Genomic DNA, 25,072 nt, shown 5'->3' with positions numbered 1-25,072 from the left:
ACCATACCTTAGCAAGCCAGGCCGAAGCGCTCTGTCAGTTGGCATGGCTTTTGCGCTTGAACCGTCCAAGCCGACGGGCGCTTTGCATCTACGGTATGGATGAACACCATGCATAGAATCAGTTTTGTCGATCGTACCCGAACCGACATAAGCGACAGCACCTGCGGTGCATCGGCCCGTATCGCTGCTTCAATCGCTGAGGCACGAAACGTCCGAGTCGGGCAACGGCACGCCCGGGAGTCTGAGGCGGCATCGAGGAGTTCAACCAATCGGCGTCGGCGGTCAAGGACGCCGCGACCTGATCAGACATTCGAGAGCGCCGTCCTTTGCGAAAAGATGGAGAAGCCGTTGAAGCTTGCCGGTAAAACCGTTGTCGTAACCGGTGTCTGCTCCGGGGTCGGCGCCGAAGTCGCCCGTCTCGCCCGGTGCGAAGGCGTGCGTCTTATTGGAGTCGATCTGGAGGATCCCGTCGTGATGCTGGACGCGTTCTTTCGCATCGATCAGGATTCTCCCGAAGAAATTGATGCAGCGCTTACCCAGTTCCCCGAACGCATCGACGGCCTCGTCAATGCCGCAGGCGTCTCGGGCACGCTGGATCGGGACATTGTCGCACGCGTGAATTATCTCGGGATACGTCATCTGTCACATGCACTTGCCTTCCGAATGCCCGAGGCCTCTTCGATCGTGAATTTCGCCTGCCTGCATGACCCCGAATGGCCCAAGCGGGTTGATCTGCATAAGGAACTTGCCGCTACTCAGAGCTTTACGGATGGACTGGCTTGGCCGGCCGCCAGCCCGGTGCCGCAGGAACCTGCTATCGCTATTTCAGGCGCCAGCATTGACTGGATACAACTGGCCGGCGGCCTGATCTTCGCCGCGCTCATGGCATACCCGCCAGCGAAGACCGCCGCCGGGTCATCAGACCTGACGGCAACTCCATTCGACTTGACGATCGCGAAATGGATGCGATGGCGGACAATTCACAAACGAGCACAAGGAAATCCTTACATGAGATCCTCACCGAAAGAGACCGCCACCGCGGCCATCCCGATTCATCGAGTGCATCCCCCGTCTTTCTGGAAGGGGATGATCCTTGCTGCGACCGTGATCGTCCTCGTACCGAGTAGTCAGGTTTCGGCTAAGGGCAAGGGACAAACCGTTCACCACATAGATCAGGCAGCCTCAGTTGGTTGGGAGAGGAAGAAGATGGAAGAACTTCCGGCGGGAACAAAGTTCAACCACGCTAACAGGGATGGGGTGTGGGGCGGTCGCGGGCAAAGCGGGCACACGGGCGACGCAATTTGGATGACCTCAGAAAACGATGTAAACACGGCACGCGGCTATGCAGGTAGTTCTGGAAAGTACTTTGTTGTCGAGGCGAAAGAGCCCCTGAAATTAGCGGTCATGGACGAGCAGGGTAATCAAGTGTTCCCCGATGAACTAGGCGCATGGGCTCCCTTGGCGCAGAGATACGGCTTGGATGGAGTGAAGACGGAATATGGAAGCTCGTACGAGGTGATTTTATTTCACAGAAGCAAGATTGCACCTGTGGAAGAACGTGGTTTCGATTAGCACAGACGCCAGCGCACGACGCCATCGAGATAGGTGCCGTCCTCGTTGAGGGGGATGAAGTTTGCGAGTTCGGTCATGGTCTGTGTCCTGAGTGTGTGTTTCCCGACGGGAAAGCCCTTTCGAGCGAAGCCTCCCCGGTCTTTCCGGGGGGATGGCGAGAGCCCGCCCCACTGCGGCGGGCGGGACTGTCAAGTGGCGTGGTGCGGAAGGTGGGGGACCTTCTCGGTCCGCTCGCGGACTGGGCAGAAGATTTTCCACCTTCACGGGCCGCTTGACCGGCCCGGCCGGCGATGCCCCCTCCTCGTCATCGCGCAGTGGCGCGCTGCATCGCTTCACGTAGGTATCAAAGCCGTAAGGCTGATTCCTTTAGTAGCTCCGTTGGAAAGCGCGCGGGCGGTGATTGAGGTCAGCTTCCTGTTGCGCACCGCTCCCTTGCTGGAGCCGCCAGCCTTCGCCGCAATATGGACCCCCCGGACCGTCGATAGAGGCCTCATGTGAGCTTCTGAAACGCCTTTGGCCAACGGCAGCGCGATGACGCCTTCAAGCGTGGGAAGATCTTAAGCGTATGCCGACAGGCCGAGAACCGGCTGCCATAATACAGGTCCGTTCAAACGTCCCCTCCAGCGGATGCGCATGAGGCTAGCGTGCGAAACCTCGAGAAAGCCGGCGACCGCCTCCGTGTTGCCCACCGCCTTGGGATGCCCGATGCGCGCCAACGGCCAAGTTGCAAGACGCAGGATCCGTTCCATGCGCGTATCGGTCACTGTCACGATCCGAGTGAGTTCGTTCGACAAGCCGAATTCGATCATGCCCGCGAATAGCTCGTAGGTTGCTTGGGCCAGCCCTCCAGCCTTGGGCGTTGATGCAGGGAGATCGAGTGCGAAACGACTGCTCTCCCAAATGCGGGCACTCGCTGGCGCCGCGGTCTCGCCAAGCAGCATCGGAAACGTGTCGCGCAACATTGTCGGTCCCGTCGTCGGCAAAAAACGGACGCAACCGCGAATGCGCCAGTCGGATCCTTTGAGAAGGAGATAGACGGGCCTCAGCCCGTCATATGCGTCTGTTTCCAGTTCCTCTTCGGTCTGAACATCCCAATCCAGCCTTTCCTTGAAAACGCGATGCCTCAGTCCGTACATTTCTTTGAGCTCGCTTGAAAACTCATCGTAGAGCTCAGGTGTGATTAGCTGCATCATTTGTCGCCTCCGTGCAGGATGTGGTCCCGCCATCGAAGAGCAAAGCCGACAATCATGCAGCCTGTAGACCTTTACAGGTATCCGCAGAAAGGAATCAGGATCTCGAATGTCGGGAAGAAGCCAGCCGTGCTACGGCTTGGTTGATGGTTCGCACGCCAAGTTTTGCCTTGGCGTTTTCCAGATGGAAGGTCACGGTTCGTTTCGAGACGCTGAGAATCTGGCTGATATCCCAGGCCGACTTGCCGTCCGCCGCCCATTTCAAGCATTCGAATTCTCGCGGGGTCAGGATTACGCCATTGACCACGCAATCTTCGGCGAGCCTGCGCCGGGCAAATATATGAAAGCTGATCGCGACCAGCTGCAATGCTTGCTCGTACCGTGTCAGTGACCGCAAGAGAGGCGGACGGGGCTGGTCGGAAGCCAAGGTCAGCGCAGCAAAGCGGCCGCGATGGTCATGTATCGACATGGTCAACCCGGAACGAATGCCAAATCGAGCTGCTTCTTCCAGAATCCGTTGCTGTGAAGCCGGGAGATGTTGCCGAGCTAAATCCACACCCCAATCAAAGGTGTCCCAGCCTTGAAGCCCGCGCAGGATCACCGGATCATGCCTGTGGTAGCGCAATTGCATATAGCGCGATGTCCAGGATGGGGGATAATTCGAAATCAAGCGCGGCTTCCGGCCGGAAGCTGACGGGCAACTGAAATAGGCAAAGAGCGGAAAGTCTAACGCGGCTGCGGCAGACGCCATTGTCTCACACAGATCGACAGCATCGACGCTTTCGGAGAGTTGCTCGAGGAAATTTTCAAACACGCGATGCATCTGCGCTTTGCATAAACCTCCGTGCCGTTGCTCGGCGCAGACCTTCGTCTAAATGATTGGCGATCCATTCGACGTTTGCGAGCTGGTCGGCTTAATCGCGGGCATTGCTCTGCTCCTGGTCAATGAGCCTGTTGTGCGGCGATGCAGCGCCGCGAGCCTCTAATTTGTTGCACCAATTGGTGACATTCCTATGTTGTCGATAAGCCGTATGTCGCCTAGCCATGCCGCGACAAGCAAGCGTGCCGGTTGGTCAAGGCTCGTCAGCGGTTGCAGATCTGCCTCGCGGCGAAGTTCCAGGTACTCGACTTCGCGATAGCCGGCAGCCAGGATTGCTGCGCGCGCTTCCGCAAGAGTGGGAAGGACAGGAGCGCCGCGCGCAAGCCGATCGGCCACCCCCAGCAAGACCGCTGCCAACTTTGGGGCAATGGCGCGCTGTGCTGGCGAGAGCCGAAGATTGCGCGAGGACAGTGCAAGACCGTCGGCTTCGCGGATTGTCGGACAGGCCAGGATGGTGATTGGAATGTCCAGGTCGCCGACCATGCGCCTGACCAGCTGAAGCTGCTGAAAGTCCTTTTCGCCAAAACAGGCCAAGTCAGCGCCGGTCTGCAGGAAGAGCTTGGAAACGACTGTCGCCACGCCGTCGAAATGGCCCGGCCGAAAGCTGCCGCACAGGCCCTCGCTGATGCCGGACACCGAAATGCTCGTGGCGAAGCCTGGCGGATACATCTCTTCTGCATCCGGCAGATAGAGCAAATGCACGCCGAGCGGCGCAAGCCTTGCAGCATCTTGGTTTTCCGTGCGAGGATAGGCATCAAGATCGGTGGCACTGTTGAATTGCTTGGGGTTGACGAACAGCGTCACGACTACCCGATCGGCCTTCTGAAGCGCAGCACGCACGAGACTGAGATGACCTTCATGCAAGGCCCCCATGGTCGGTACAAGGGCGACCTTGGCGCCTGAGCGACGCCATCGCGCGGTAACAGCGCGGAGCTCGGCAGTGCTTCGAACGATCGGCACGCTCATGTGACGTCTCCGGCCCTCGCCTCGTGTGTGTAGAGATGTTCCGCCGCCGGAAAGCACCGTCTCCTGACGTCAGCGGCATAAGCCGCAATCGCTGCATCGGCCTGTTCGCCAAGTTCGGCGTAGCGCTTGACGAATTTCGGCCGGAAGGAGCTGAAAAGCCCGAGCATATCGTCGCTCACCAGAATCTGGCCGTCGCAGGCGAGTGAGGCGCCGATGCCGATGGTGGGGACGGCGATCTCCGCAGTGATGCGTTTTGCGAGGGGTTCGGGCACCTTCTCCAGCACCACGGAGAATGCGCCGGCCTCCGTAACCGCATTGGCATCGCGCCTGATGCGCTCGGCATCTTCTCCCCGCCCCTGGACGCGGTAGCCACCGAGCGTATTGACCGCCTGAGGCGTTAAACCGACATGCGCCATGACAGGGATGCCGCGGGCGCAGAGGAAGCGGATGGTCTCGGCCATTTTCTCACCGCCTTCGAGCTTCACAGCCGCACAACCGGTCTGCGCCATCAGGCGCGCAGCGTTGCCGAAGGCCTGCACGGGGCTCTCTTCATAGGAGCCGAATGGCAGGTCAACGACCATCAATGATCGCACCAGACCGCGGCGCACCGCCTGGCCGTGCATGATCATCATGTCGAGAGTGACGCCCAGCGTCGATGAGAGGCCGTGCAATACCATGCCAACGCTGTCGCCAACGAGAACGACGTCGCAGTGTGGATCAACCAATCTGGCTATCGGCGTGGTGTATGCCGTCAGGCAGACGAGTGGAGCCTGGCCTTTCCGCGCGCTGATATCCGGCGGTGTGATCGCCTTTGTCTCACCCGTTGCACTCAACGATGCATCCTTCCCTAGCGTTACCCCCCGCGGGTGTCGCGTTTGGCATATTTTTGTGCGAGTGCGAAGTGCAAAAAAGATCGTCCAGCTGTGCGGTGTTGACGTTCGTGCAGCAACGCTTAAATTCAATCGATTGATAACCCCGAATTCGGGAACAACTCACCTTCGCGAACATGAACCATCAGGCAAAAGGAACCAGAAAAGGCAGAGCCGCGGTCAAGGCCGACGAAGCAAAAGTGGACCTGATCGCCGTTGTCGTCGCCGTAACTGACAGTGATCCCTGTCTTCTCACCATCGGGAACGCGGATACCCTTCCGTCCGGCCCCTATGCGCTGGAGCATCGATCGCTGCAATCAGGTCTGAGGGGTTGGGTCGAGCAACAGACCGGCCACCCGCTCGGCTATATCGAGCAGCTCTACACCTTCGCCGATCGGGACCGCATAGGTGCCGAGCCCCAGGAACGCGCCATCTCAATCAGCTATCTCGCACTCACTCGCAAGGAACAGGCAGCGGGCTCCGCTAGTTGTGGGTGGCGCAGTTGGTACGAGTATTTGCCCTGGGAAGATCATCGCTCCGGCACGCCGGTGGTGCTCGATATCTTACGACCACGCCTGAGTGAGTGGGCTGAGGGCGCCAGCGACGCCACCACGCGACGCGAACGCCTGCAGCGCGCCGCGATTGCCTTCGGTTTCGACCACCGCAATTGGAATGAGGAACTCACCCTACAGCGTTATGAGTTGCTCTATGAATCTGCCCTGATCGAAGAGGCTGGCCGCGGGCGGGACGCAACGCCTGCGGTGACATCTGGCAAGGCAATGGTCGCTGACCATCGACGAATCCTGGCGACGGGCATTGCGCGGCTACGCTCCAAGATCAAATACCGGCCGGTGGTTTTCGAGCTCATGAGGCCGTCCTTCACGCTGCTTCAGCTGCAGCGGACCGTGGAGGCCCTCGCCGGGAGGCTCATCAACAAGCCGAATTTCCGCAGGCTTGTTGAGCAGCAAGAGTTGGTCGAGGAAACTGGCGAGACCTCCCTCGAGACGGGCGGGCGACCGGCAAAGCTCTATCGGTTCCGGCATGCCGTCCTCGACGACAGGGCTGGGGCCGGGACAAAATTGCCGCTCGCGCGGGCTTGACATACTTATAGTCAAGGTAGACATATTCCCCTTATTGTCAGATCGAATATAAGCGGAGGCGCTGATGACTGGGGCGTTACCTACGGCTGCGTCCCTGTACGAGCGCGTCCGGCGGGTGATTCCGCCAGTCGAATGGCCGGCGTTTACCGACGACCTTGAAGCCATCCTTGCGCTGAAGCGCGATCGAAACGCGGTCATCCTTGCGCACAACTACCAAACGCCGGAGATCTTCCATTGCGTGGCCGACATCGTCGGCGACAGCCTCGCACTGGCCCGCAAGGCGGCCACGGTCGAGGCGCAGGTCATCGTGGTTGCCGGCGTGCATTTCATGGCCGAGACGGCCAAGCTGCTCAATCCTAACAAGATGGTCCTCATTCCGGACCTCCGCGCCGGTTGCTCGCTGGCCGAATCCATCACGGCAGAGGACGTGCGGCAGCTACGGCAGCGCTATCCGGGGGTCCCGGTTGTCACCTACGTCAACACTTCGGCAGCGGTAAAAGCGGAGTCGGACATCTGCTGCACCTCGGGCAATGCCCGCGCGGTGGTGGAATCTCTCGGCGTGCCGCGCGTGATCATGGTGCCCGATCAATACCTGGCGATAAACGTTGCGGCGGACACGGATGTCGAGATCATCGCCTGGAAGGGCCACTGCGAAGTGCATGAGCGCTTCACGTCGACCGACATCCGGGAATTGCGCGATGCACATCCTGGGGTCATCGTGCTCGCCCATCCAGAATGCCCGCCCGAGATTGTCACACAAGCGGAATTCTCCGGCTCGACTGCGGCCATGTTGGATTATGTCGAGCGGGAGAAACCAGCGCGCGTCGTCCTGCTGACCGAATGTTCGATGAGCGACAATGTCGCGGTCGCGCATCCCGAAATCGAGTTCATCCGCCCTTGCAATCTCTGCCCGCACATGAAGCGCATCACCTTGGCCAACATCCGCGCCGCGCTCGAAGAGAACCGGCATGAGGTTCGGATCGCCGCCGGGATTGCAGAGCGCGCGCGCCACTCAGTCGAGCGAATGCTTTCCATATGAGCCTCGACGTTCATGACATTGGCGGGGCACCGGTGATCATCGGCTCTGGTTTGGCAGGCCTGATGACCGCGCTCCATCTGGCGCCGGAACCGGTTGTGCTTCTATCTAATGCGGGGCTGGGAACCGGAGCCTGCAGCGAGCTCGCCCAAGGCGGTCTTGCTGCAAGTGTCGGCGGCGAAGACAGTCCCGAACTTCATCTTTGTGACACCCTGGCGGCCGGCGACGGCCTCTGCGACGAGGCAACGGTGCGGCGAGTGGTCCGAGCTGCACCTGAAGCGATCAGGACTCTAGAGCGGTTTGGAGTCGCATTCGACCGACGCGCTGATGGCGCCTTGCGGCTGGGGCTCGAGGCGGCGCACTCGCAGCGGCGGATCGTGCATGCGGCGGGCGATGCCACCGGTCGCGAACTGGTGCGCGCGCTGGTCGCGGCAGCACGGCGCACAGCCTCCATCACTGTCCTGGAAAACGTCGAGGCCCGCCGGCTTGTCGTGGAAGACGGGGCGATCATCGCCGTGGTCGCGGCCGGGTGCACGGGCGCAATCGCCTTGCCAACGCGCCGCGCGGTGCTGGCGACCGGCGGCATCGGCGCCTTGTTCAGCGAGACGACAAACCCGCCTGGCTCATGTGGACAGGGGCTCGCGCTCGCCGCTTGTGCCGGGGCGGAGTTCGCCGACCTGGAATTCGTGCAATTCCACCCGACCGCCCTCGAGGGCCCGCGGCGGCCGATGCCGCTGGTGAGCGAGGCGGTGCGTGGCGAGGGTGCTGTGCTCGTCGACGAGCAGGGAGAGCGTTTCCTGGGTGATACCCCAGGGGGCGAGCTTGCGCCTCGCGACGTGGTTGCGCGCGCGGTTTGGCGCCAACTCGCTCTCGGACGCCGTGTGTTTCTTGACGCCAGGCAATGTCTGGGTCCCAGATTTGACAAGCGCTTTCCGGCGATCGCCGATTTGTGCCGCCAGGCCGGCATCGATCCGGCGACCGACCTGATCCCGGTGCGCCCGGCCGCACATTATCACATGGGCGGTGTTGCAGTAGACGCTGCGGGCCGCAGCTCCATCGAGGGACTGTGGGCATGCGGCGAGGTCGCTTGCACGGGTCTGCACGGCGCGAACCGGCTCGCCAGCAACTCGCTTATCGAAGCAGTGGTGACGGCGAGCTGGGTTGCTGAAAGCGTCGCCGACGCATCACACACCCGGCGACCACGCGTGTGTTCGGCATTCGTGCCTCAACGGCCGGACGCCTCCGGCATCCGTCCAATCGTCTCCGCCGCGCTCGGCATCGTCCGCGACGGCGAGACGCTACGCGACGGGGTGGCTACCCTGTTGCCGGTTGCAGCTCACGACAGCGCGGCGTCTGACCCCGCCATGGTCGCGCTGATGATCGCCATTGCGGCTCTGCGGCGCGAAGAGAGCCGCGGCTCGCACTATCGTTCCGATTTCGCCGGACGCGATGCAGATGCGCGCCAGTCACGACTGACACTGCGCAGCGCAATACAGACCGCCGTCGCACTCAGCTGGCGAGCGCCGATGCGGAGTACCCTGACATGAAATTCTCACCGCTTCCCTCAACCCTGATCGAACCGATCGTGCGCGGTGCTCTTCTCGAAGACCTGGGCAGATGCGGCGATCTGACCAGCGAGGCCGTGATCCCGCGCGATCGCACCGCCACGTTGGTGCTGAAGTCGCGACAAACGGGGATCGTTGCCGGGCTCGATCTGGCCGCCTTCGCCTTCATGCTCGTCGAACCTGCGATCGACATGCAAATCTGGAGAGTTGACGGCAGCGATGTCGCGGGGGGCGAAATCATCGCCATGCTGTGCGGACCGGCGCGGGGCCTGCTCACCGCCGAGCGCACGGCGCTCAATTTTCTGTGTCATCTAAGCGGCATTGCCACTGCCACGGCAGCGATGGTCGAAGCCGTGCGTGGCCACAAGGCGAGGATCGTGTGCACGCGAAAGACGACGCCCGGCCTGCGCGCGCTGGAGAAATATGCGGTACGCGTCGGCGGCGGCGCCAATCACCGCTTCGGGCTCGACGACGCCTTCCTGATCAAGGACAACCACATCGCGATCGCCGGCGACATTCGCACGACAATAGAGCGGGCGCGCGCTGCCGCGGGGCACATGGTGAAGATCGAGGTCGAGGTCGAGACCCTCGAGCAGCTCGATACAGCGCTCACGCTGGGGGTCGACGCGGTGTTGCTCGACAACATGTCGGTTGAGGACCTTGCCCGCGCCGTGGCAATGGTTGGGGGCCGCGCCGTCACGGAGGCTTCCGGCCGGGTGACACCGAAAATGGCACCGGCGATTGCTGCGACGGGTGTTGATCTCATCTCGGTCGGATGGCTGACACACAGCGCGCCCATTCTCGACATCGGCCTGGACATGCCAACTCGCGGGAACATCAGCACTCATTTGAACTAACGGGAAACACAATGGGGAGCAACGTGCTCGGGCTGCGCGCACCAAAAGGCGCGAAAGAGCACGCTTCATGCGGCTCACCCTTCATTACTTCCGGATCCCAATATTGCGCCCACCGACGAGCCAATCGGAAGGGGCTCCCACTCGACGGACTGGTGAGTGCGCTCGCTGATCGGCAATAGAGGCTTTGACGATGACAACGGAAATGAACGAGGAGTGCGACTCGGACTTTGCCACGCAGTCGATGGAGGCAGCACTAGCCCGATGGAGCCGCAAAGAGGCCGAGGCTATATACGGAATGCCGTTCAACGATCTGCTCTTCTTGGCGCAGACGGTCCATCGCCAGAACTTCGATCGCAACCGGGTGCAGCTGTCGCGGCTTCTCAGCATCAAGACCGGCGGATGCCCGGAGGATTGCGGCTATTGCAGCCAGTCTGCGCATCACCAAACCGGCCTGAAGGCCTCGAAGCTGATGGAGGTCAAACATGTCGTCGAGGAGGCGACCAAGGCACGAGATGCTGGCGCAACCCGCTATTGCATGGGCGCTGCCTGGCGCAGTCCGAAGGAGCGCGACATGGACGCCGTGCTCGCCATGATCGAAGGCGTGAAGGCGCTCGGCCTGGAGACCTGCATGACTCTCGGCATGCTCGACCTCAGCCAGGCGCAGCGCCTGAAGGCGGCCGGTCTCGACTACTACAACCACAACATCGACACCTCTGCGCGCTATTACGGCAAGGTCGTTTCGACCAGGACCTTTGCCGACCGGCTGGAAACGCTTGGGCGCGTGCGCGAGGCTGGGATCAAGGTCTGCTGCGGCGGCATTGTCGGGATGGGAGAGGAAAAGGCCGATCGCATGGACATGCTGGTGACGCTGGCGAACCTGCCCGAGCCGCCCGAAAGCGTGCCGATCAACATGCTGATCCCCATCAGGGGGACGCCGCTCGCCGATGCCGAACCCATCGATCCGATCGATTTCATCCGCACCATTGCGCTCGCCCGGATCATGATGCCGAAGTCTGATGTAAGGCTCTCCGCCGGCAGGACGGCGATGAGCGACGAGACCCAGGCGCTGTGCTTCTTTGCCGGCGCCAATTCCATTTTTGTCGGCGACACGCTGCTGACTGCGGACAATCCCGGAGAGGACAAGGATACTCGTCTATTTAGACGTCTGGGCATCGAACCGATGCGAGGCGAGGCGAAATGAACGAGCCACCGCTCGCCCGCTTTGAAGCAACCTTGCAGGGGTTGGCACGCAAGGACCGGCTGCGCGCACTGGCGCCGCGGGTCGGGCTCGACTTCTCGTCCAACGATTATCTCGGGCTTGCTGCCTTCAAGAGACTTGGCGATGCAGTCGCGGCGGCAATCGAGCGGGGCACCCCTGTGGGCGCTACCGGATCGCGGCTTCTGCGCGGCAACGCGCCGGAGCATGAGGCGCTGGAGTCAGATGCTGCCGCGTTCTTCGGGGCCGAACGGGCGCTGTTCTTCGGCAGCGGCTACATGGCCAACTTCGCCCTCCTGAGCACCCTGGTGAAGAAGGGCGACCTGTTGATCCTCGATGAACTCGCCCATGCCAGCATGCATGAAGGGGCCCGGGCAGGACGCGCCGAGTTCAGGCTGGTGGCACACAATGACATTGATGCTTTTGAGGACGCGATCAGGCGCTGGCGCGCCGAAGGCGGCATTGGCCGCATCTGGATCGGCGTTGAAAGCCTCTACAGCATGGATGGCGACTGCGCGCCGATGGAGAGCCTGGTTGAGCTTGCCGATCGGCACGAGGCCTTCATACTGGTCGACGAGGCACATGCCACAGGTGTCTGGGGACCGGGGGGCCGCGGGCTGGCCGCCGCGTTCGAGGGCCGCGACAACATCGTGGCTCTCCATACATGCGGCAAGGCACTCGGCGCATCGGGCGCGCTCGTCACCGGGCCGCGAGTGCTGTGCGACTATATTGTCAATCGCTGCCGTCCGTTTATCTACGCCACCGCACCATCGCCGCTGATGGCAGTGGCTGCGCGCGAAGCGCTCGCAATGCTGGTCGACGAGCCGATGCGCCGCGTTGATTTGCACGAGCACGTTGCCTTCGCAAGCCGGCAACTGGCCGAGCATTGCGGAGCCAAGCCCAGCGGTTCGCAGATCCACCCATTTGTCATTGGGGACGTGGCGCGCACCATGGCTGTCGCGGCGGCTCTGCAGGCTCGCGGCTTCGACTTACGCGGCATTCGTCCGCCGGCGGTGCCGGAGGGTACCTCGCGGCTGCGCATTTCGCTGACGCTCAACGTGGGCAAGGCTGACATTCGCGTCATGGTCGAGACGCTTGCCGAAGTATTGGCCACCACGGCATGAGCAAGCGCATCGTCGTCACGGGAACCGATACGGGAATTGGCAAAACCGTTTTCGCCGCGGGGCTCGCAGGTCTGCTCGACGGCTTCTACTGGAAGCCGGTCCAATCGGGTCTCGAAGGTGAGACCGACAGTGAGGTGGTCGAACGGCTCGCTGGCCTGCCATCGGGGCGGGTGCTGCCGGAGGCCCACCGCTTGAGGAGCCCCTTGTCGCCGCACCGTTCAGCCGAAATCGACGGTGTCTCGATCGAGCCTGCCGATCTTTCATTTCCGGTCCTGCCCACACCGCTCGTCATCGAAGGCGCTGGCGGACTGATGGTGCCGATCAATCGACAGACAAGATTCATTGACATCTTCGCTGAATGGCGGCTGCCGGTGATCCTGTGCGCCCGCACTGAACTCGGCACGATCAACCACAGCCTGCTGTCGATCGAAGCCCTGCGGGCTCGCTCGATCCCGCTGATCGGCGTTGTCTTCATCGGTGAAGAGGCGGCCGATACGCAAAAGACAATCACCGAGTTGGGCGCGGTGCGTCAGCTCGGCAGACTGCCACACCTCGCTCCGCTCACGAGCGAAACTCTGAGAAAGGCGATGTTTGCAAGCTTCGACCTTGCGCAGATGGCTGGAGGCGAGTGATGCCGCGGTCGCGCGTCTGGCATCCCTTCACCCAGCACGCGATCGAGCCGCCCATGCTGTCCGTCGTCCGCACCGACGGAGCTTGGCTGGAGACGAATGACGGAAGGCGTATCCTCGACGCAATCTCCTCCTGGTGGGTGGTCACTCACGGGCACCGCCAGCCACGGATCATGGAAGCGATCCGGATTGCGACCGAGATGCTTGACCAGGTGATCTTCGCCGGCCTCACCCATGAGCCGGCAGAGCAATTGGCGTCGGCGCTGATCGAAATGGTGCCGCCAGGCCTCGACTGGGTCTTTTATTCCGACAGCGGCTCCACGAGCGTTGAAGTCGCACTGAAGATGGCGCTCGGCTATTTCCGCAACACAGGCGCGCCGCGCTCGCGCATCGTCGCCATGGAACACAGCTATCATGGCGACACGATCGGCACGATGAGCGTCGGCGCCCGGGGCGTGTTCAATGCCGCCTACGAACCGCTGTTGTTCGAGGTCGACACCATTCCTTTTCCGGCCGCGGGGCGGGAGCAGGAAACGCTGGATCGTTTCGAGACCCTGTCTCTTGACCGCCGCGCCGCCGCGCTGATCATCGAGCCGCTCGTGCTTGGCGCCGGCGGCATGCTGATGTATCCGGCCTGGGTGCTGGCGGAATTGAAGCGGATCGCTGAAGCGTCCGGCACGCTCTTGATCGCCGACGAAGTGATGACCGGCTGGGGGCGCACCGGAACCATGTTCGCCTGCGAGCAGGCATCGATCTCACCGGACATATTGTGCACCTCGAAGGGCTTGACTGGCGGCGCCGTCCCGCTGGCAGCCACGCTCGCCAGCGATGCCATCTTCGAGGCCCACTACTGCGTGGACCGAAAGAAGACCTTTTTCCACTCAAGTTCCTACACCGCCAATCCGATCGCCTGCGCGGCCGCGCTTGCCAATGTCGAGGTCTGGCGGTGCGAGCCGGTCGCCAAGCGGATTGCGGCCTTAAGTGCGAGACAGGCCGATGGCCTGCAACGCTTCCAAAACAATCCCTTCTTCGCCGAGGGCCGAGCAAACGGCACGATCCTAGCCCTCGATCTGCGCACCGGCTCGGCCGGATATCTGGCGGAGATCGGGCCGAAACTGCGCGCTTTTTTCCTCGAACGTGGCATGCTGGTGCGCCCGCTCGGAAATGTCCTCTATCTTTTGCCGCCCTATTGCATCACCGGCGACGAACTGGACGGGCTCTATGACGCCATAGAGGAGGCCGGCGAACGCTTCGGTTCGCGATCATGATCCGGTCGTCGCGCATCGTCGGTTTCGGTCATCACGCGCCGGCGCGCAAGGTCAATAACGCGGAAATCGAAGGTCGTCTCGGGCTCGAACCCGGCTGGATCGAGCGGCGCACCGGGATACGGTCGCGCTTCTGGGCAACGGGCGAAGACACATTATCGGGCCTTGCCACGCGCGCCGGCGACATGGCGCTGGCGAATGCCGGTGTCGACCGTGACGATATCGGCCTGCTGTTGCTGGCCACGTCCACGCCCGACCATCTCCTGCCACCGAGCGCGCCGCTGGTGGCCCACCGGCTCGGGCTCGACCGCGCCGGTGCGATTGACCTGACGGGTGCCTGCGCCGGCTTCATCTATGCCTTGATGTTGGCGGATGGGTTCACCCGCCTCCATGGCAAAGCGAGCCTGGTGATTGCCGCCAATATCCTCAGCCGCCGCATCAATCCGGCCGAGCGCGCAAGCGCGGTGTTGTTTGCGGATGCCGCCGGCGCGGTGGTGGTTGCCCCGTGCAAAGAGCCGGACGGAGGCATTCTCGGCGCGGCGATGGCCTCGGACGGCTCGCGCTACGGGCTGATTCAGATTCCCGCCGGCGGCAGCAACACGCCGTTTCATGGCGAGCTGGACCTCGAGCAAACCCGTATGACCATCAGTGACGGGCGTGAAGTGTTCGCCAGGGCTGTAGAGATGATGACTGACTGCTCGAGAGGTGCGCTCACGGCCGCCCGAATGCCGCCGCAACACATCGATCGTTTCGTGCCGCACCAGGCCAATGCCCGGATCTTCGATGCGGTCGGCAGGAATCTGGGCATAGCGGATGAAGCAATTGTCAAGACGATTGCCGATTACGGCAACTCTTCGGCCGCGACGATCCCACTCTCGCTCTCGCTTTCGCATCGGGCGCAGCCGTTTCGGCCAGGCGAAAAGATTCTTCTTGCCGCGGCCGGTGCCGGTCTCAGCGGAGGCGCACTCGTCATAGGAATTTAGCCGTACGCGGTCATGCACAGGATCCGTCACCGATGACACGAACGAACGGGCGCACGAAAAAATGGTCGCCGACAAGCTTCATGGGCGCTGGCGTGGTCAGGCCAGAGCGATCAAAGTTGCAGATGATTCTGTCGATCAGCACGATCGGCAATGCTGTCTTTCGAAGGTTGTCGGCGCCAGCATGGGAGAGCGGAGCCAACAGAGTTCATCACCCCTCCTCACCTCGACGAAGTCGTCCTGGTCGATAAGTCCGGCCCTTCTGGTCCATAGATCAATATTGTAGCGGCAGCACCGGCAGCCGAGAATTGAACAAGCGGCCCCTCGAAGGCATCAAATGATCATGCAGTCCGAAAACAATACCCATCTGCCTGCCTCAGCAACGCTCGCTCCCTTTCGAAACCCGGTGTTTCGCTCGATCTGGACCGCCACACAAATATCCAGCCTCGGTTGGCTCGTGCAAACGGTGGCCATCAGCTGGCTGATGGCCACGATTTCCGCTTCGGACCTGATGGTTGCGCTGGTGCAGGCTGCATCCACCTTGCCGGTGTTCCTCCTCTCAATCGTTGCCGGAGCCATTGCCGACAACTTCAGCCGCCGATGGGTGATGTTTGCGGGGCACTGCCTGATAGCATTGGCTTCAACGACGCTGATGATATCCGTGGGTCTGGGATTTGCCGGTCCATGGCTAATTCTTGCATTGGGTTTCCTGGCTGGCTGCGGCTTTGCCTTGAATGATCCGGCCTGGCACGCATCTGTTGGCGATATCCTTCACAAAAGGGACATCCCGGCCGCGGTCACCCTCATGTCCGTAGGATACAACATTGTACGCAGCGTTGGTCCGGCTTTGGGGGGCGTGGTCCTGGCATTTCTTGGACCGCTTGCCGCTTTCGCCTTGGCAGCGCTGAGTGATCTGGCGCCGCTAACCGCGATATGGCGCACACGATGGAAGGTTCGCACTTCCCCTCTCCCTCGTGAACGCATGACGATGGCAATTCATGACGGAGTGCGCTTCACTGTGATGTCCCTGGAGATCAGGGCAGCGATTGCCCGTGCAACCCTTTTCGGCCTGGCAAGCATCTCCATCCTTGCATTGCTGCCTCTATTTGTCCGGGACCAGCTGAAGAGCGGCCCGATCATCTACGGCATCTTGCTGGCCGGCTTCGGGATGGGTGCTTTCATTGCGGGCATGAGCAATAGCTTTCTAAGGCGGATGACGTCTCAAAACAGGCTGGTGTCCTTCGCCTCTGTCGCTTGTGCGGCATGTTGCCTTTCGCTTGCACTCACATCATCGGTCCCCGTGGCGGTCGTTTCGCTGGCACTCGGCGGCGCGGGTTGGCTCATCACCTGGACTGGGATCGACGTGTCGGTGCAACTGGCAAGCCCCAGATGGGTGGTCGGCCGGACACTGTCGATCTACTACGCCTTGAGCGCAGGCGGGATGGCGGCTGGCAGCTGGATCTGGGGTACTGTCGCACAGAACTACTCCTTAGGCTGGGCTTTGGAGGGCGCCGCCGGCGCTCTGTTGCTGGTTGCGGCTGCGGGAATGCTGTTACCGGTCGGTCCATGGGAGGAAACGGATCAGGAAAGTTCGGATTTTCGCCCGCCGGAGCTGGCACTCGACTTGAAGCCCAGAAGTGGACCCATAGTGGTCAAGGTGGAGTATCGGATACCCGAAGAGAACATCGAGACCTTTCTGGGCTACATGCGCGCCAGGCGGCATGTTCAGAGCCGTGCCGGTGCGCGAAACTGGACACTGCAGCGAAATCTTCAAACGCCTTCGATTTGGACAGAGACATTCCGCACGCCGACCTGGATGGACTTTCTTCGCCTGAATCATCGGCTCACGGCAGCGGATAAGGAAATCGGTGACCATCTCCTGTCACTGCACGATGGGGAGGATCCTCCTCACACAGTGCTTTCCATTGAACGCACGACTGAGGCCGCGCGTACCCGTTCCCCAACACTCTTTTCTCGCCCTCCGAGGTGACGTGACCACGCGTCGAGCATTGGGGTCTGGCCTTTGGCGCTTCTGGCGGACCGAGAGACCTACTTTGCTGCAAAAGCTCCGAATTCCGCGCGGCCAACCAGAAGCTCGGCATACAGCAGTTCGCGTGTGAAACAGCATTGGCCACACGATCCCAGGCCCGAAACCCAGCAGTCATTCCCAGTCCAGTCGCTCGGAACTCTGATCGTGGCGATGTGCTTGAGCCTCATAATTGTCCGCTAGCGTGTCGAGAGCCTTGGCCGTATGCGGATGGTCGAAAGAGATCGCATTCGACCATCCGCGGTATTTAGCGGCTTCCTTCCGTTCCAGCTCCCCACCGTCGCGCGGCGATCGCATTGTTACGCCACGTCGGTTCATCTTACCGGTCAAAAAGCCATTGATCATTGGTTTGCTGCGGAAAAGATCGATTGCGTCGCGGACCGCTTCGGCCGGCCAGTTGCCGTCTGCTCCAAAAGGAGAGGCAGCCAAAACGTTGCCAATGCGACTGTCGGCGATATCTTCTCGGCCGGCGGTCTTAGCGAGCGATCGAGCTTCCTTGATCCACCCCTCAAGAGCAACGTTATCGATCGTCCCATCATCTTTTGTACCGGGAAGCCGATCCCATTCCTCAAGAAGTCGGTAGGCCTGGGTGGCGATGGCGCGTGCTCGCTCGGGATCCTGCGGCTCAACGTCGACGACACCGCTTTCCTCGCTCGCCTTGAATACCGCGCTGAGTATTTGGACAAAGAAGGATGGCTGCTCCGACAGCGCCTTCATAAGCACCTTGGGCGGACGGCGCGAGCGAGTCAAAATCGGTAGATAGGCCCACTCGACCTTGACCAATGCATTGCTGTCGACGTCATCACGTTTGTCAAGCACCTGGAGGATTTCGGCGACGTAGTGCTGGAACATCGTCGCTTCGTTCCTGTCGCCCTCGCTCTCGAACGGCTGTCGGACGGCCTCAAGTAGCACCTCGATGAGAAGATCTGAGAGCAGATCAGTTCGGCTGTCGCGTGCCGCGAGCGGCAGAGCGTGACGCGCGCGACCAACGGAGATGAGTTTGCGGATCGCGAAACCGACCTCGTCACGGTCGTCGCTCATCCAGAACACCGGCGTCTGACGCCAATACGTTTCTTCGATTTCAGCGCCAGCGCTGGTAGCCTGGTCCCAAGTCCAACGCCGCCCAGGAAGCGCGCGCAGGATCGTAAGCAATGCGGTGTCGCCCCAAGAGCGACTGGTTGCCTTAGCGATCAACTCAGCTGCCCATGGCTCCTTTCGCTCTGCAAAGGCAGAGACGATCAGGCCGTGGGCAAGAGCACGCTCATGCGCATCTTCGCTTCGAATTGCCGACTCCAACAGCGCTTCGAGATCGGGTTCGGAGAGACCGCCAGCAAAGAGCGCCTTGCCGATGTATCCCGCTGTGCCAACCTTGCGGGAGAGCGCGAGGATGGCTGGAATGCCGTCTTTGGAGAACAGGGCGTGTGCGGCATCTTTCCTCGCTAGATCGACCTCACGCTCATTCGTCTTCCAACCTTCGGCCGAAGGCCGTGGCAAGCCCGCATCTTGTTCAAAGAGCCATGCCACGCGCTCTATTGGATCAGCGGGTGCGAAGCGCTCGTAAATCGCCTCAAGTCGGTCGAGCACTTGACTCGGCATGGACCATTCGGCGTCTGGAAATTGCCGATGGTGATGGAGGACACGGCGCATGGCGGCCCATATTGCTGCGCGGTCAATCTGCTTAGTAATCCTCGGCTCAGCCGCCTCCAGTGTAGAGAACCCACCTTCCGTGTCCGGTGAAAGGTCAGCGAATCGGTCGAGCAGCGCGGTCCACCTGGCGGCATCGAGGCCGACGTCGACGAGCACACGCTCCGTGATCGCCACAGCTCCGCGCCCGATGGTGGCCCATGTAGCCACCTCGACTTCATCGACGGTAAAATCACGCCACAGCGGCATCGGCGACGGGATGGAGGTGTCGTGCCCCTGCGGTAGCAGGCTCAACATGAGTTTCCAGGCGGCGTCTCGCTCGTGCTTGCGAATGAGGTCGAGCGCCCGAAGCCGCAGGTCGAGCGTCGCATAGGTTTGGGGCAGCCAGAGAAGATGAATCGCGCGGAGACTGTTGGCCGGTCGGTTCGCGTATTGCCCGGGCGGGTTGTCGATGGCGTCCAGCCGAGCCAGGACATGGGTCACTTTCGGCATGAGCTCTGGCGACCAGGCCAGGGACTCGAGCGCCCACAAAAGATCCGACAAATGCTCTGCCCCAAAGACACCTTCCCCGTCTCTGCCGAATAGGGCGCGGATTGGCGGGTCGTTCAGATCAAGGCTATCCTCGATGGCCCGAAGAAAGGCGCTCGGTGAGGCCTCGGCCAACAATCGGAAGTCTCGAGATAGGGACCACCATCTCTGTTTGGTGGCATTCGCCAGCAGCTTCGCGACAATATGATCAGCACGGCGTGCGGCGTCCGGTATCGTCTTAATCTCCTCGCCCCACAGAGCAAGCAGGATCAGTACTTGTCCGATCCCATGGCGCAACATTCCCGAATAGTCGCGCTGGACGCCGCGAACACTCGCCATCCAGCGCTCGTCTGGGTCCATCTCGAACCGCGGATCTACGGAGCCGAGGACAGCATGGGCTGCAGCCTCGAAGCGCTTGATGTCGACCCCTGTCAAATGCCGCGCAAGCAGGAACCATGCATCTTGCGGCGAAGCGATACGCCAGGTCGAGCCGATCTTTTGCAGTGGGCTGTCAAATCTTCCGACGTAAGGCATCAGATCGCGGGCGATTGCGTCATATGGTTCGTCAGCGAGCTCTGCAAGGCGTGCCTTATCCGCCTCTGCGTCCTCATCCCAGCCGCCCGCGAGAAGTGCTGCCAACAATGCTTGAGGCGGCCTAACCTCCGCCCACTGTGGCCGTCGCCCCGGCGCGCTGGGAATAAGGCGACGCAGGACAGCCAAATTGCGTGCGCTGTCGCGCGCGTATGCCTCGGCACGAGGTTGCGCAATGCCAGCGGCAACCAGAGCGCTAGCGATCCCCTCGCGCGACGGTCGCGGTAGGGCACGGACGTCACCTCGGGAGATCGGCCGCTCGTCATAGGCTTGCAGGACATAGTGGCCGCGTCCCGCCAGCGCGTGCGCGATGCCGGGGTCTGGTTCAGTCATGACGACAATCAGAGGACCTGGCGCGTTTGCCAATGCTCGCGCCGCCGCAGCGGTCGTCGCCACCAGGCATCGGGCCTTGTAAGCGGCCTTCACTTCGTCCGGGAGCATCGCAAGTGTTGCGTAAAAGAACGACACGACCTCATCTGTGGTCGTAGCTTGGAGCGAGAAAACGGATGGCTTGCTGCGAAGCCAGCGGAGAAGGTCAGCTGCTTCCTCGTCACGATCACTTAGGACCAACTCCTCGGTCAGGGGCCACTTCGCAGCGAGCGACCACTCTTCCCAGACTTCCTCGAGCTCTCGAGTGTCCTCCGGTCGCTTCCCCAGGCGAACCGCCAACCACAGCCCAACCACCGGTGTTTGTTCGATCCAGTGGACAAGGTCGTCGGCGTCATAAACACGAACGTTTGCCCAAGGCCCTTCCGCCTCTCGGGCCTTTGCCCATTTATCCTTGCCGGGCCAGTGGCGGGGAGTGACGAACACAAAGCTAGCATTGGCTGGATCGAACGGCGCCGGCTCGTCGGTTCGCTTCCGGTAATCCTCGGTCACCTTTCTTTCGATGTCGCGACGCTGGCTTCCGATCTCCCAACCAGCCTCACCTTTCGGCACGTAAGAGTTTCCTGTGTCCGTGTAGGTCTGTCCGTCCCAGCCCGGATGCTGGACCCCTTCGTCAGCTGGAAAGCGGAGGTGAACTGCGGTGCCGGCGGTAGCGCGTATCAGATGTGAAACAAGGGTTGGCATGCTCAGCACGCCTTCTGTTCGGTTTGCCCAGACCGAAAGATCTTCCGCATCCACCCAGCGGATAGGTGCGCCTGCTCGCTCGGACGGGGTGATATTCGGGATAGCTGGTCCGATTACCGCACCCGTCGGCAGGAAACGGATGCCGGCATTTTCGAGCGCCGTACGAATTGCTTGGGCATTGTTGGCGACGGGGATACGTTGACCCCGCTCGAAATCCGCAACGGTAGAGGTCGCCACGCCGGCTTGCTTGGCCAAGTCGTGCTGGGACCACGCCAAAAGAGCCCGGGCGGCCCGGACGTGCTTTGGGGTAAGATCAAGCGGGGAAACCTGTTGCGCCATGGTCATATGAAATATATGACATCAGTTGAGTTTTCCCAACTGTTCTTTTCTGTCGACAAATCTAAATTTTTGCCGACAATAGATAACAAATGCCTCGAAATCGTATGACCCACCGTGAGACCGCCCTGAATCTCGTTCGAGATCGCGGCATCGTGCGTGCGCGCGACTTTACGGCGGCCGGCATCCCGCTGGTCTATCTCAGGCGCCTTACCGAGGCCGGTGATATCGTACGTCTCAGGCGCGGTCTATACCAGCATCCCGAGCGAATGGGCGAAGACACCGATCATGATCTGGCAGAAGCGGCACGTATTGTGCCGAACGGCGTGGTCAGCCTCATCAGCGCGCTTCGTCACCACGGTTTGACGACCCAGCTTCCGCACGCGGTGTGGATGACGATACCACACAAGGCAAGGACGCCGCACACTCCAGGCCTGCGTCTGGAGATTGTTCGGGCGACCTGCGAAGTCCTGGCATCCGGAGTCGAGTTCATCCGCGTCGAAGGCGTCGATGTAGCGATCTATGGCGTCGCAAAAACGGTTGCCGATTGCTTCAAGCATCGCCGTCATGTTGGCGAAGACGTCGCAGTCGAGGCGCTCCGCGACGCTCTGCAACAACGAAAGACCATAGCGAGTGAGCTGATGAAGTACGCGGTCATTGATCGAGTGACCGCCCGGATCGAGCCCTATATCAAGGCCGTACAATGATGGCTAAGGTTCTCAAGAATCCTGCCGCCTCAATAAGAGACCGCCTTCTTCAGCACTCTAGGCAACAGGGTGACGACTATCAGCGCATCCTGACGCGGTATGCGATCGAACGCTTGCTTTTCCGCCTCAGTATGACCGAAGCGTCCGAGCGCTATGTACTCAAGGGCGCAATGCTGTTCGTGACCTGGCCCGAATACGTCTTCAGGCCAACCGGCGATCTTGACCTGCTCGGCCAAGGCGACCCTGACCCCGGCGCCATTCACGACCTCTTCACCCGGATTTGCCAGGTCGAAGCTCCCGACGAAGGCATCGTCTTCGATGCGGCCTCCCTGACAGTCGATCCCGTGCGCGAAGGAAAATACCAAGGCGTTCGCCTGAACCTGAAGGGTTGGCCGAACAGCCTTCAACAGCGGCGCCAAGTTGACTTCCGCCTGGATCCAGCTTGGTGGCCTGCGTGTCGGGAAGGACGACTCGGCCTTCGACACGTTTGCCGGATACTCCGGGAACGTCTTCAATAATGCACTCGTTGCGTATTGGCGATTTCGACACCAACGTAGCTCAGTACTATCTGGATTCCGACAATGGGTTTTCAGCTCTGGTTTCACTTGAATAAGGGGCGGGTGAGGTCGGTTCTCTTGACGGCCATGTTCCCCACGTCGTCTTAGGCGTGAGACAGACACAGGCTGGCGGAGCGATCACCGGCGTCATCGCTCGTGACAGCAACTACAACGCTTTGGCTGGCAAGGTCCGCATCGACCTCAACGTCACAGATGATTGTCGTTATTCGGTATGTTCGGCTACGGCTCCCTTGGCAATCCCAACGACGACCCAAGCAGGGCGATCGCCGCTCAGGGTCGCGGCTTCTACAAGAATGGAGCGGCGACTGGGCTTTGTGGGTAGGGGCCACTTACAGGTTTCGACGAGAAAACGTCGTTGAACCTCCAGGTCTCAGGCGATCAGCTCAGCAACTGCGGACTGGCTGCAATTCGCCTATATGGCCATTCCAGGGTTCACAATCAGGGCCGAAGTCGATTATGCCCACTACGCCAAGCTCACTCCCGTCGCCTCGAACCCGGCTAACGTCGGCAAAGCGGACAGGCTCGGCGGCGTTCTGCGATTCCAAAGCTCGTTCTAACGGAATGAATTTGAACGGCGGCGCCCGACGGGTGCCTCGCTGTCTGGCCTTTCAAGATGTCGTCCCGCATGATCATGCCCGGACTCCGTTGCTGGGCTTCAGAACCTGCTCAGCGAGACTCCCAAGCTCGGTAACTCAACAGCTGGTCCGCGACATCGCCGGTCGATCTGCATCTCTGTTGGGCTACTACCTGGCGATGAAGCTGCCGAATCGAGAGCACGCAAGGGCTGAGAACACCTAGACACTTCGTCCAGGCACTTGAACCTTCTTCAGTGGTTCAGGATGAGTTTCGGCGGGCGTCGTCGCAACATCAGTGAGAATTTTGTTCTGCTGGGCCGTCTTCAGGGCAACTCAATCTGAATCGCAGCCGACTGCCCAGGCTCGCAAGCCTTTGGTCCCGGAAGCCGTGACAGCATAAGGTCTAGCCAAATTTCGTGCCGCCTCGCCCAGTTCTCAGCCGCGTTGTTGTCGCCGGGAAATGGCCGACCCTCCTATCCGTAGCCGGCGTCCCAAGCAGCACCGCAAATTGGGCAATGGCAATGTATGCATCCACGTCATGGATGCTTCTTTATCTAAGCAATCGATTTCTCCGGCTGTCCGATGATGAATATGAAGCGTCAGTTGGCCTGGTGGGGCCATCGGAGTTGTTGCGTGGAATCGCTTACCCAGTGCGGCCCGGGTGCCGCCATCTTCGGTGGAGTTGCCAATGTGATCTGCAGCCGAACGGCAAACGGCGGTCGTGGAGACAATGAGCATGGATACAGCCGGCTAGCTGGGACTATCCTCTACCGGGGGAAAATAGCTGTCACAACCGCATGTGGCCGGCGAGCACGGCCGTGCGCGGGACCGTCGGTCGCCCTGAGGCCGCGATGGTGGCGTGCCGAACTGTTCGGCCCCTGTCGCCCACATCACAGCTGCGCCCGCAGTTCCCATGCCACGCCAAATTGAAGTGTTCAGTAGGAGCCACAGCAACATGCACCGTCGTAATCTGATCAAAGGTTTCGTTGCACTCGGCGCTTGTCCCATTTGCGCTGAAGCCGCGCGGGCGGCCAGCACCGAATGGGGATATGCCGGGCCGGTCGGCCCCGAACAATGGGGGCATCTGGACAAGACGAATTTGGTCTGCTCGGCGGGCATGCAGCAATCGCCGGTCGATATCAGGGGCGCGGTCAAAGCGGATATTCCGCACATCGCCATAGGTTGGCACAGGGGCGGCGGCAGAATGGTGAACAACGGCCACACCATTCAGATCAACCTGCCGCAAGGCAGCACGCTCACTCGGGGGGATCGTGTCTATGAGCTGCTACAGTTCCATTTCCATGCACCAAGCGAGCACCACGTCGCAGGTAAGAGTTTCCCGATGGAAGCGCATTTTGTCCATAAGGGCCGCAACAGCGATACTGTGGGTGTTCTGAGCGTGTTTCTGACGCCAGGCGCCACAAATGCCAGCTTTGCCCGGCTTGCTGCCGCATTTCCTGCAACGTCAGGCGAAGAGGCAGCCGTCGATGAAGTCGACCCGAACGAGCTTCTGCCGGCTTCGCTTGGCTACTGGACATATGAAGGATCTTTGACGACGCCGCCATGCACGGAAAACGTCGACTGGATGGTGGCGACGGAACCGGTTGATGTCGACCCAGCAGACATAGAGCGATTTACCTCGCTATATCCCGAAAACGCGCGCCCTATCCGCGCGCCCAATCGGCGCTTCATCCTGGGCCTAAGCTGACGCCCCGGCGTAAAAACCGCCTGCGCGTCATGTTGATC

General features: G+C 61.1%; 22 protein-coding genes. 16 read left to right on the top strand and 6 right to left on the bottom strand.

Annotated features, from left to right (window positions below; genetic code table 11):
- The first annotated feature begins 348 nt into the window (after positions 1-348).
- The gene (locus LB547_RS25375; RefSeq protein WP_224655955.1) at positions 349-1,572 is read left to right on the top strand and encodes a hypothetical protein; all 1,224 of its coding nucleotides are present in this window, start codon (positions 349-351) and stop codon (positions 1,570-1,572) included.
- Positions 1,573-2,129: 557 nt separating this feature from the next.
- On the opposite strand, the gene LB547_RS25370 is transcribed toward LB547_RS25375, so the two are convergent.
- From LB547_RS25370 to panB, 4 genes are all read right to left on the bottom strand, one after another.
- Positions 2,130-2,765, bottom strand: a complete 636-nt coding sequence (locus tag LB547_RS25370) for an acyl-homoserine-lactone synthase (RefSeq protein ID WP_064993291.1) — start codon at positions 2,763-2,765, stop codon at positions 2,130-2,132.
- Positions 2,766-2,859: 94 nt separating this feature from the next.
- Positions 2,860-3,585, bottom strand: a complete 726-nt coding sequence (locus tag LB547_RS25365) for a LuxR family transcriptional regulator (protein WP_064993292.1) — start codon at positions 3,583-3,585, stop codon at positions 2,860-2,862.
- A 159-nt stretch (positions 3,586-3,744) separates the two neighbouring features.
- Complete coding sequence (gene panC / locus LB547_RS25360) at positions 3,745-4,608, bottom strand: pantoate--beta-alanine ligase (protein WP_064993293.1); 864 nt, start codon at positions 4,606-4,608, stop codon at positions 3,745-3,747.
- A complete protein-coding gene (gene panB, locus LB547_RS25355) occupies positions 4,605-5,441 on the bottom strand; it encodes a 3-methyl-2-oxobutanoate hydroxymethyltransferase (protein WP_064993294.1) in 837 nt (278 codons plus the stop codon). The genes panC and panB overlap by 4 nt, the downstream gene beginning before the upstream one ends.
- A 173-nt stretch (positions 5,442-5,614) precedes the next feature.
- Between panB and LB547_RS25350 the strand changes: the two genes are divergently transcribed.
- From LB547_RS25350 to LB547_RS25310, 9 genes are all read left to right on the top strand, one after another.
- Complete coding sequence (locus LB547_RS25350) at positions 5,615-6,577, top strand: NUDIX hydrolase (RefSeq protein ID WP_064993295.1); 963 nt, start codon at positions 5,615-5,617, stop codon at positions 6,575-6,577.
- A 64-nt stretch (positions 6,578-6,641) separates the two neighbouring features.
- Positions 6,642-7,616, top strand: coding sequence for a quinolinate synthase NadA (gene nadA, locus LB547_RS25345; RefSeq protein ID WP_064993296.1), 975 nt, complete (start codon positions 6,642-6,644; stop codon positions 7,614-7,616).
- Positions 7,613-9,160 (top strand): L-aspartate oxidase, encoded by a 1,548-nt coding sequence (locus LB547_RS25340; RefSeq protein WP_064993297.1) that lies wholly within the window; start codon positions 7,613-7,615, stop codon positions 9,158-9,160. Before nadA ends, LB547_RS25340 begins: the two co-directional genes overlap by 4 nt.
- Positions 9,157-10,035: a carboxylating nicotinate-nucleotide diphosphorylase gene (nadC, locus tag LB547_RS25335; protein ID WP_064993298.1), complete on the top strand. Its 879-nt coding sequence runs from the start codon at positions 9,157-9,159 to the stop codon at positions 10,033-10,035. The genes LB547_RS25340 and nadC overlap by 4 nt, the downstream gene beginning before the upstream one ends.
- A 190-nt stretch (positions 10,036-10,225) precedes the next feature.
- A complete protein-coding gene (gene bioB / locus LB547_RS25330) occupies positions 10,226-11,236 on the top strand; it encodes a biotin synthase BioB (protein ID WP_064993299.1) in 1,011 nt (336 codons plus the stop codon).
- Entirely contained in the window at positions 11,233-12,375 is a 1,143-nt protein-coding gene (locus tag LB547_RS25325; protein WP_064993300.1) for an 8-amino-7-oxononanoate synthase, read from the top strand. Before bioB ends, LB547_RS25325 begins: the two co-directional genes overlap by 4 nt.
- Positions 12,372-13,007, top strand: coding sequence for a dethiobiotin synthase (gene bioD, locus LB547_RS25320; RefSeq protein ID WP_064993301.1), 636 nt, complete (start codon positions 12,372-12,374; stop codon positions 13,005-13,007). Before LB547_RS25325 ends, bioD begins: the two co-directional genes overlap by 4 nt.
- Positions 13,007-14,272 carry an adenosylmethionine--8-amino-7-oxononanoate transaminase gene (locus LB547_RS25315; RefSeq protein ID WP_064993302.1) on the top strand — a complete coding sequence of 422 codons (1,266 nt, stop codon included), beginning with the start codon at positions 13,007-13,009 and terminating at the stop codon, positions 14,270-14,272. The genes bioD and LB547_RS25315 overlap by 1 nt, the downstream gene beginning before the upstream one ends.
- Positions 14,269-15,252 (top strand): beta-ketoacyl-ACP synthase III, encoded by a 984-nt coding sequence (locus LB547_RS25310; protein ID WP_064993303.1) that lies wholly within the window; start codon positions 14,269-14,271, stop codon positions 15,250-15,252. The genes LB547_RS25315 and LB547_RS25310 overlap by 4 nt, the downstream gene beginning before the upstream one ends.
- A 10-nt stretch (positions 15,253-15,262) precedes the next feature.
- On the opposite strand, the gene LB547_RS25305 is transcribed toward LB547_RS25310, so the two are convergent.
- Entirely contained in the window at positions 15,263-15,451 is a 189-nt protein-coding gene (locus tag LB547_RS25305) for a hypothetical protein (protein ID WP_064993304.1), read from the bottom strand.
- A 141-nt stretch (positions 15,452-15,592) separates the two neighbouring features.
- Between LB547_RS25305 and LB547_RS25300 the strand changes: the two genes are divergently transcribed.
- Positions 15,593-17,239, top strand: a complete 1,647-nt coding sequence (locus tag LB547_RS25300) for an MFS transporter (protein WP_064993354.1) — start codon at positions 15,593-15,595, stop codon at positions 17,237-17,239.
- A gap of 171 nt (positions 17,240-17,410) precedes the next feature.
- Here the strand turns inward: LB547_RS25300 and LB547_RS25295 are convergent, their stop codons facing one another.
- Positions 17,411-21,469: a helix-turn-helix domain-containing protein gene (locus tag LB547_RS25295; protein ID WP_064993355.1), complete on the bottom strand. Its 4,059-nt coding sequence runs from the start codon at positions 21,467-21,469 to the stop codon at positions 17,411-17,413.
- A 104-nt stretch (positions 21,470-21,573) separates the two neighbouring features.
- Between LB547_RS25295 and LB547_RS25290 the strand changes: the two genes are divergently transcribed.
- From LB547_RS25290 to LB547_RS25275, 5 genes are all read left to right on the top strand, one after another.
- The gene (locus tag LB547_RS25290) at positions 21,574-22,173 is read left to right on the top strand and encodes a type IV toxin-antitoxin system AbiEi family antitoxin domain-containing protein (protein WP_084015684.1); all 600 of its coding nucleotides are present in this window, start codon (positions 21,574-21,576) and stop codon (positions 22,171-22,173) included.
- Complete coding sequence (locus LB547_RS32750; RefSeq protein WP_084015686.1) at positions 22,170-22,691, top strand: nucleotidyl transferase AbiEii/AbiGii toxin family protein; 522 nt, start codon at positions 22,170-22,172, stop codon at positions 22,689-22,691. Before LB547_RS25290 ends, LB547_RS32750 begins: the two co-directional genes overlap by 4 nt.
- Positions 22,609-22,782 carry a porin gene (locus LB547_RS32745; RefSeq protein ID WP_411909458.1) on the top strand — a complete coding sequence of 58 codons (174 nt, stop codon included), beginning with the start codon at positions 22,609-22,611 and terminating at the stop codon, positions 22,780-22,782. Before LB547_RS32750 ends, LB547_RS32745 begins: the two co-directional genes overlap by 83 nt.
- Before the next feature lie 58 nt (positions 22,783-22,840).
- Positions 22,841-23,110: a hypothetical protein gene (locus LB547_RS32740; RefSeq protein WP_411908923.1), complete on the top strand. Its 270-nt coding sequence runs from the start codon at positions 22,841-22,843 to the stop codon at positions 23,108-23,110.
- 1,171 nt (positions 23,111-24,281) lie between these two features.
- Positions 24,282-25,034 carry a carbonic anhydrase gene (locus tag LB547_RS25275; RefSeq protein ID WP_064993307.1) on the top strand — a complete coding sequence of 251 codons (753 nt, stop codon included), beginning with the start codon at positions 24,282-24,284 and terminating at the stop codon, positions 25,032-25,034.
- Positions 25,035-25,072 lie beyond the last annotated feature (38 nt).

The sequence above is a fragment of the Mesorhizobium sp. B264B1B genome, from assembly GCF_020165765.1.
Taxonomy (GTDB): Bacteria; Pseudomonadota; Alphaproteobacteria; order Rhizobiales; family Rhizobiaceae; genus Mesorhizobium.
Note: the sequence above shows the minus strand (reverse complement) of the source record. Positions and strands in the feature narration are given on the sequence as shown.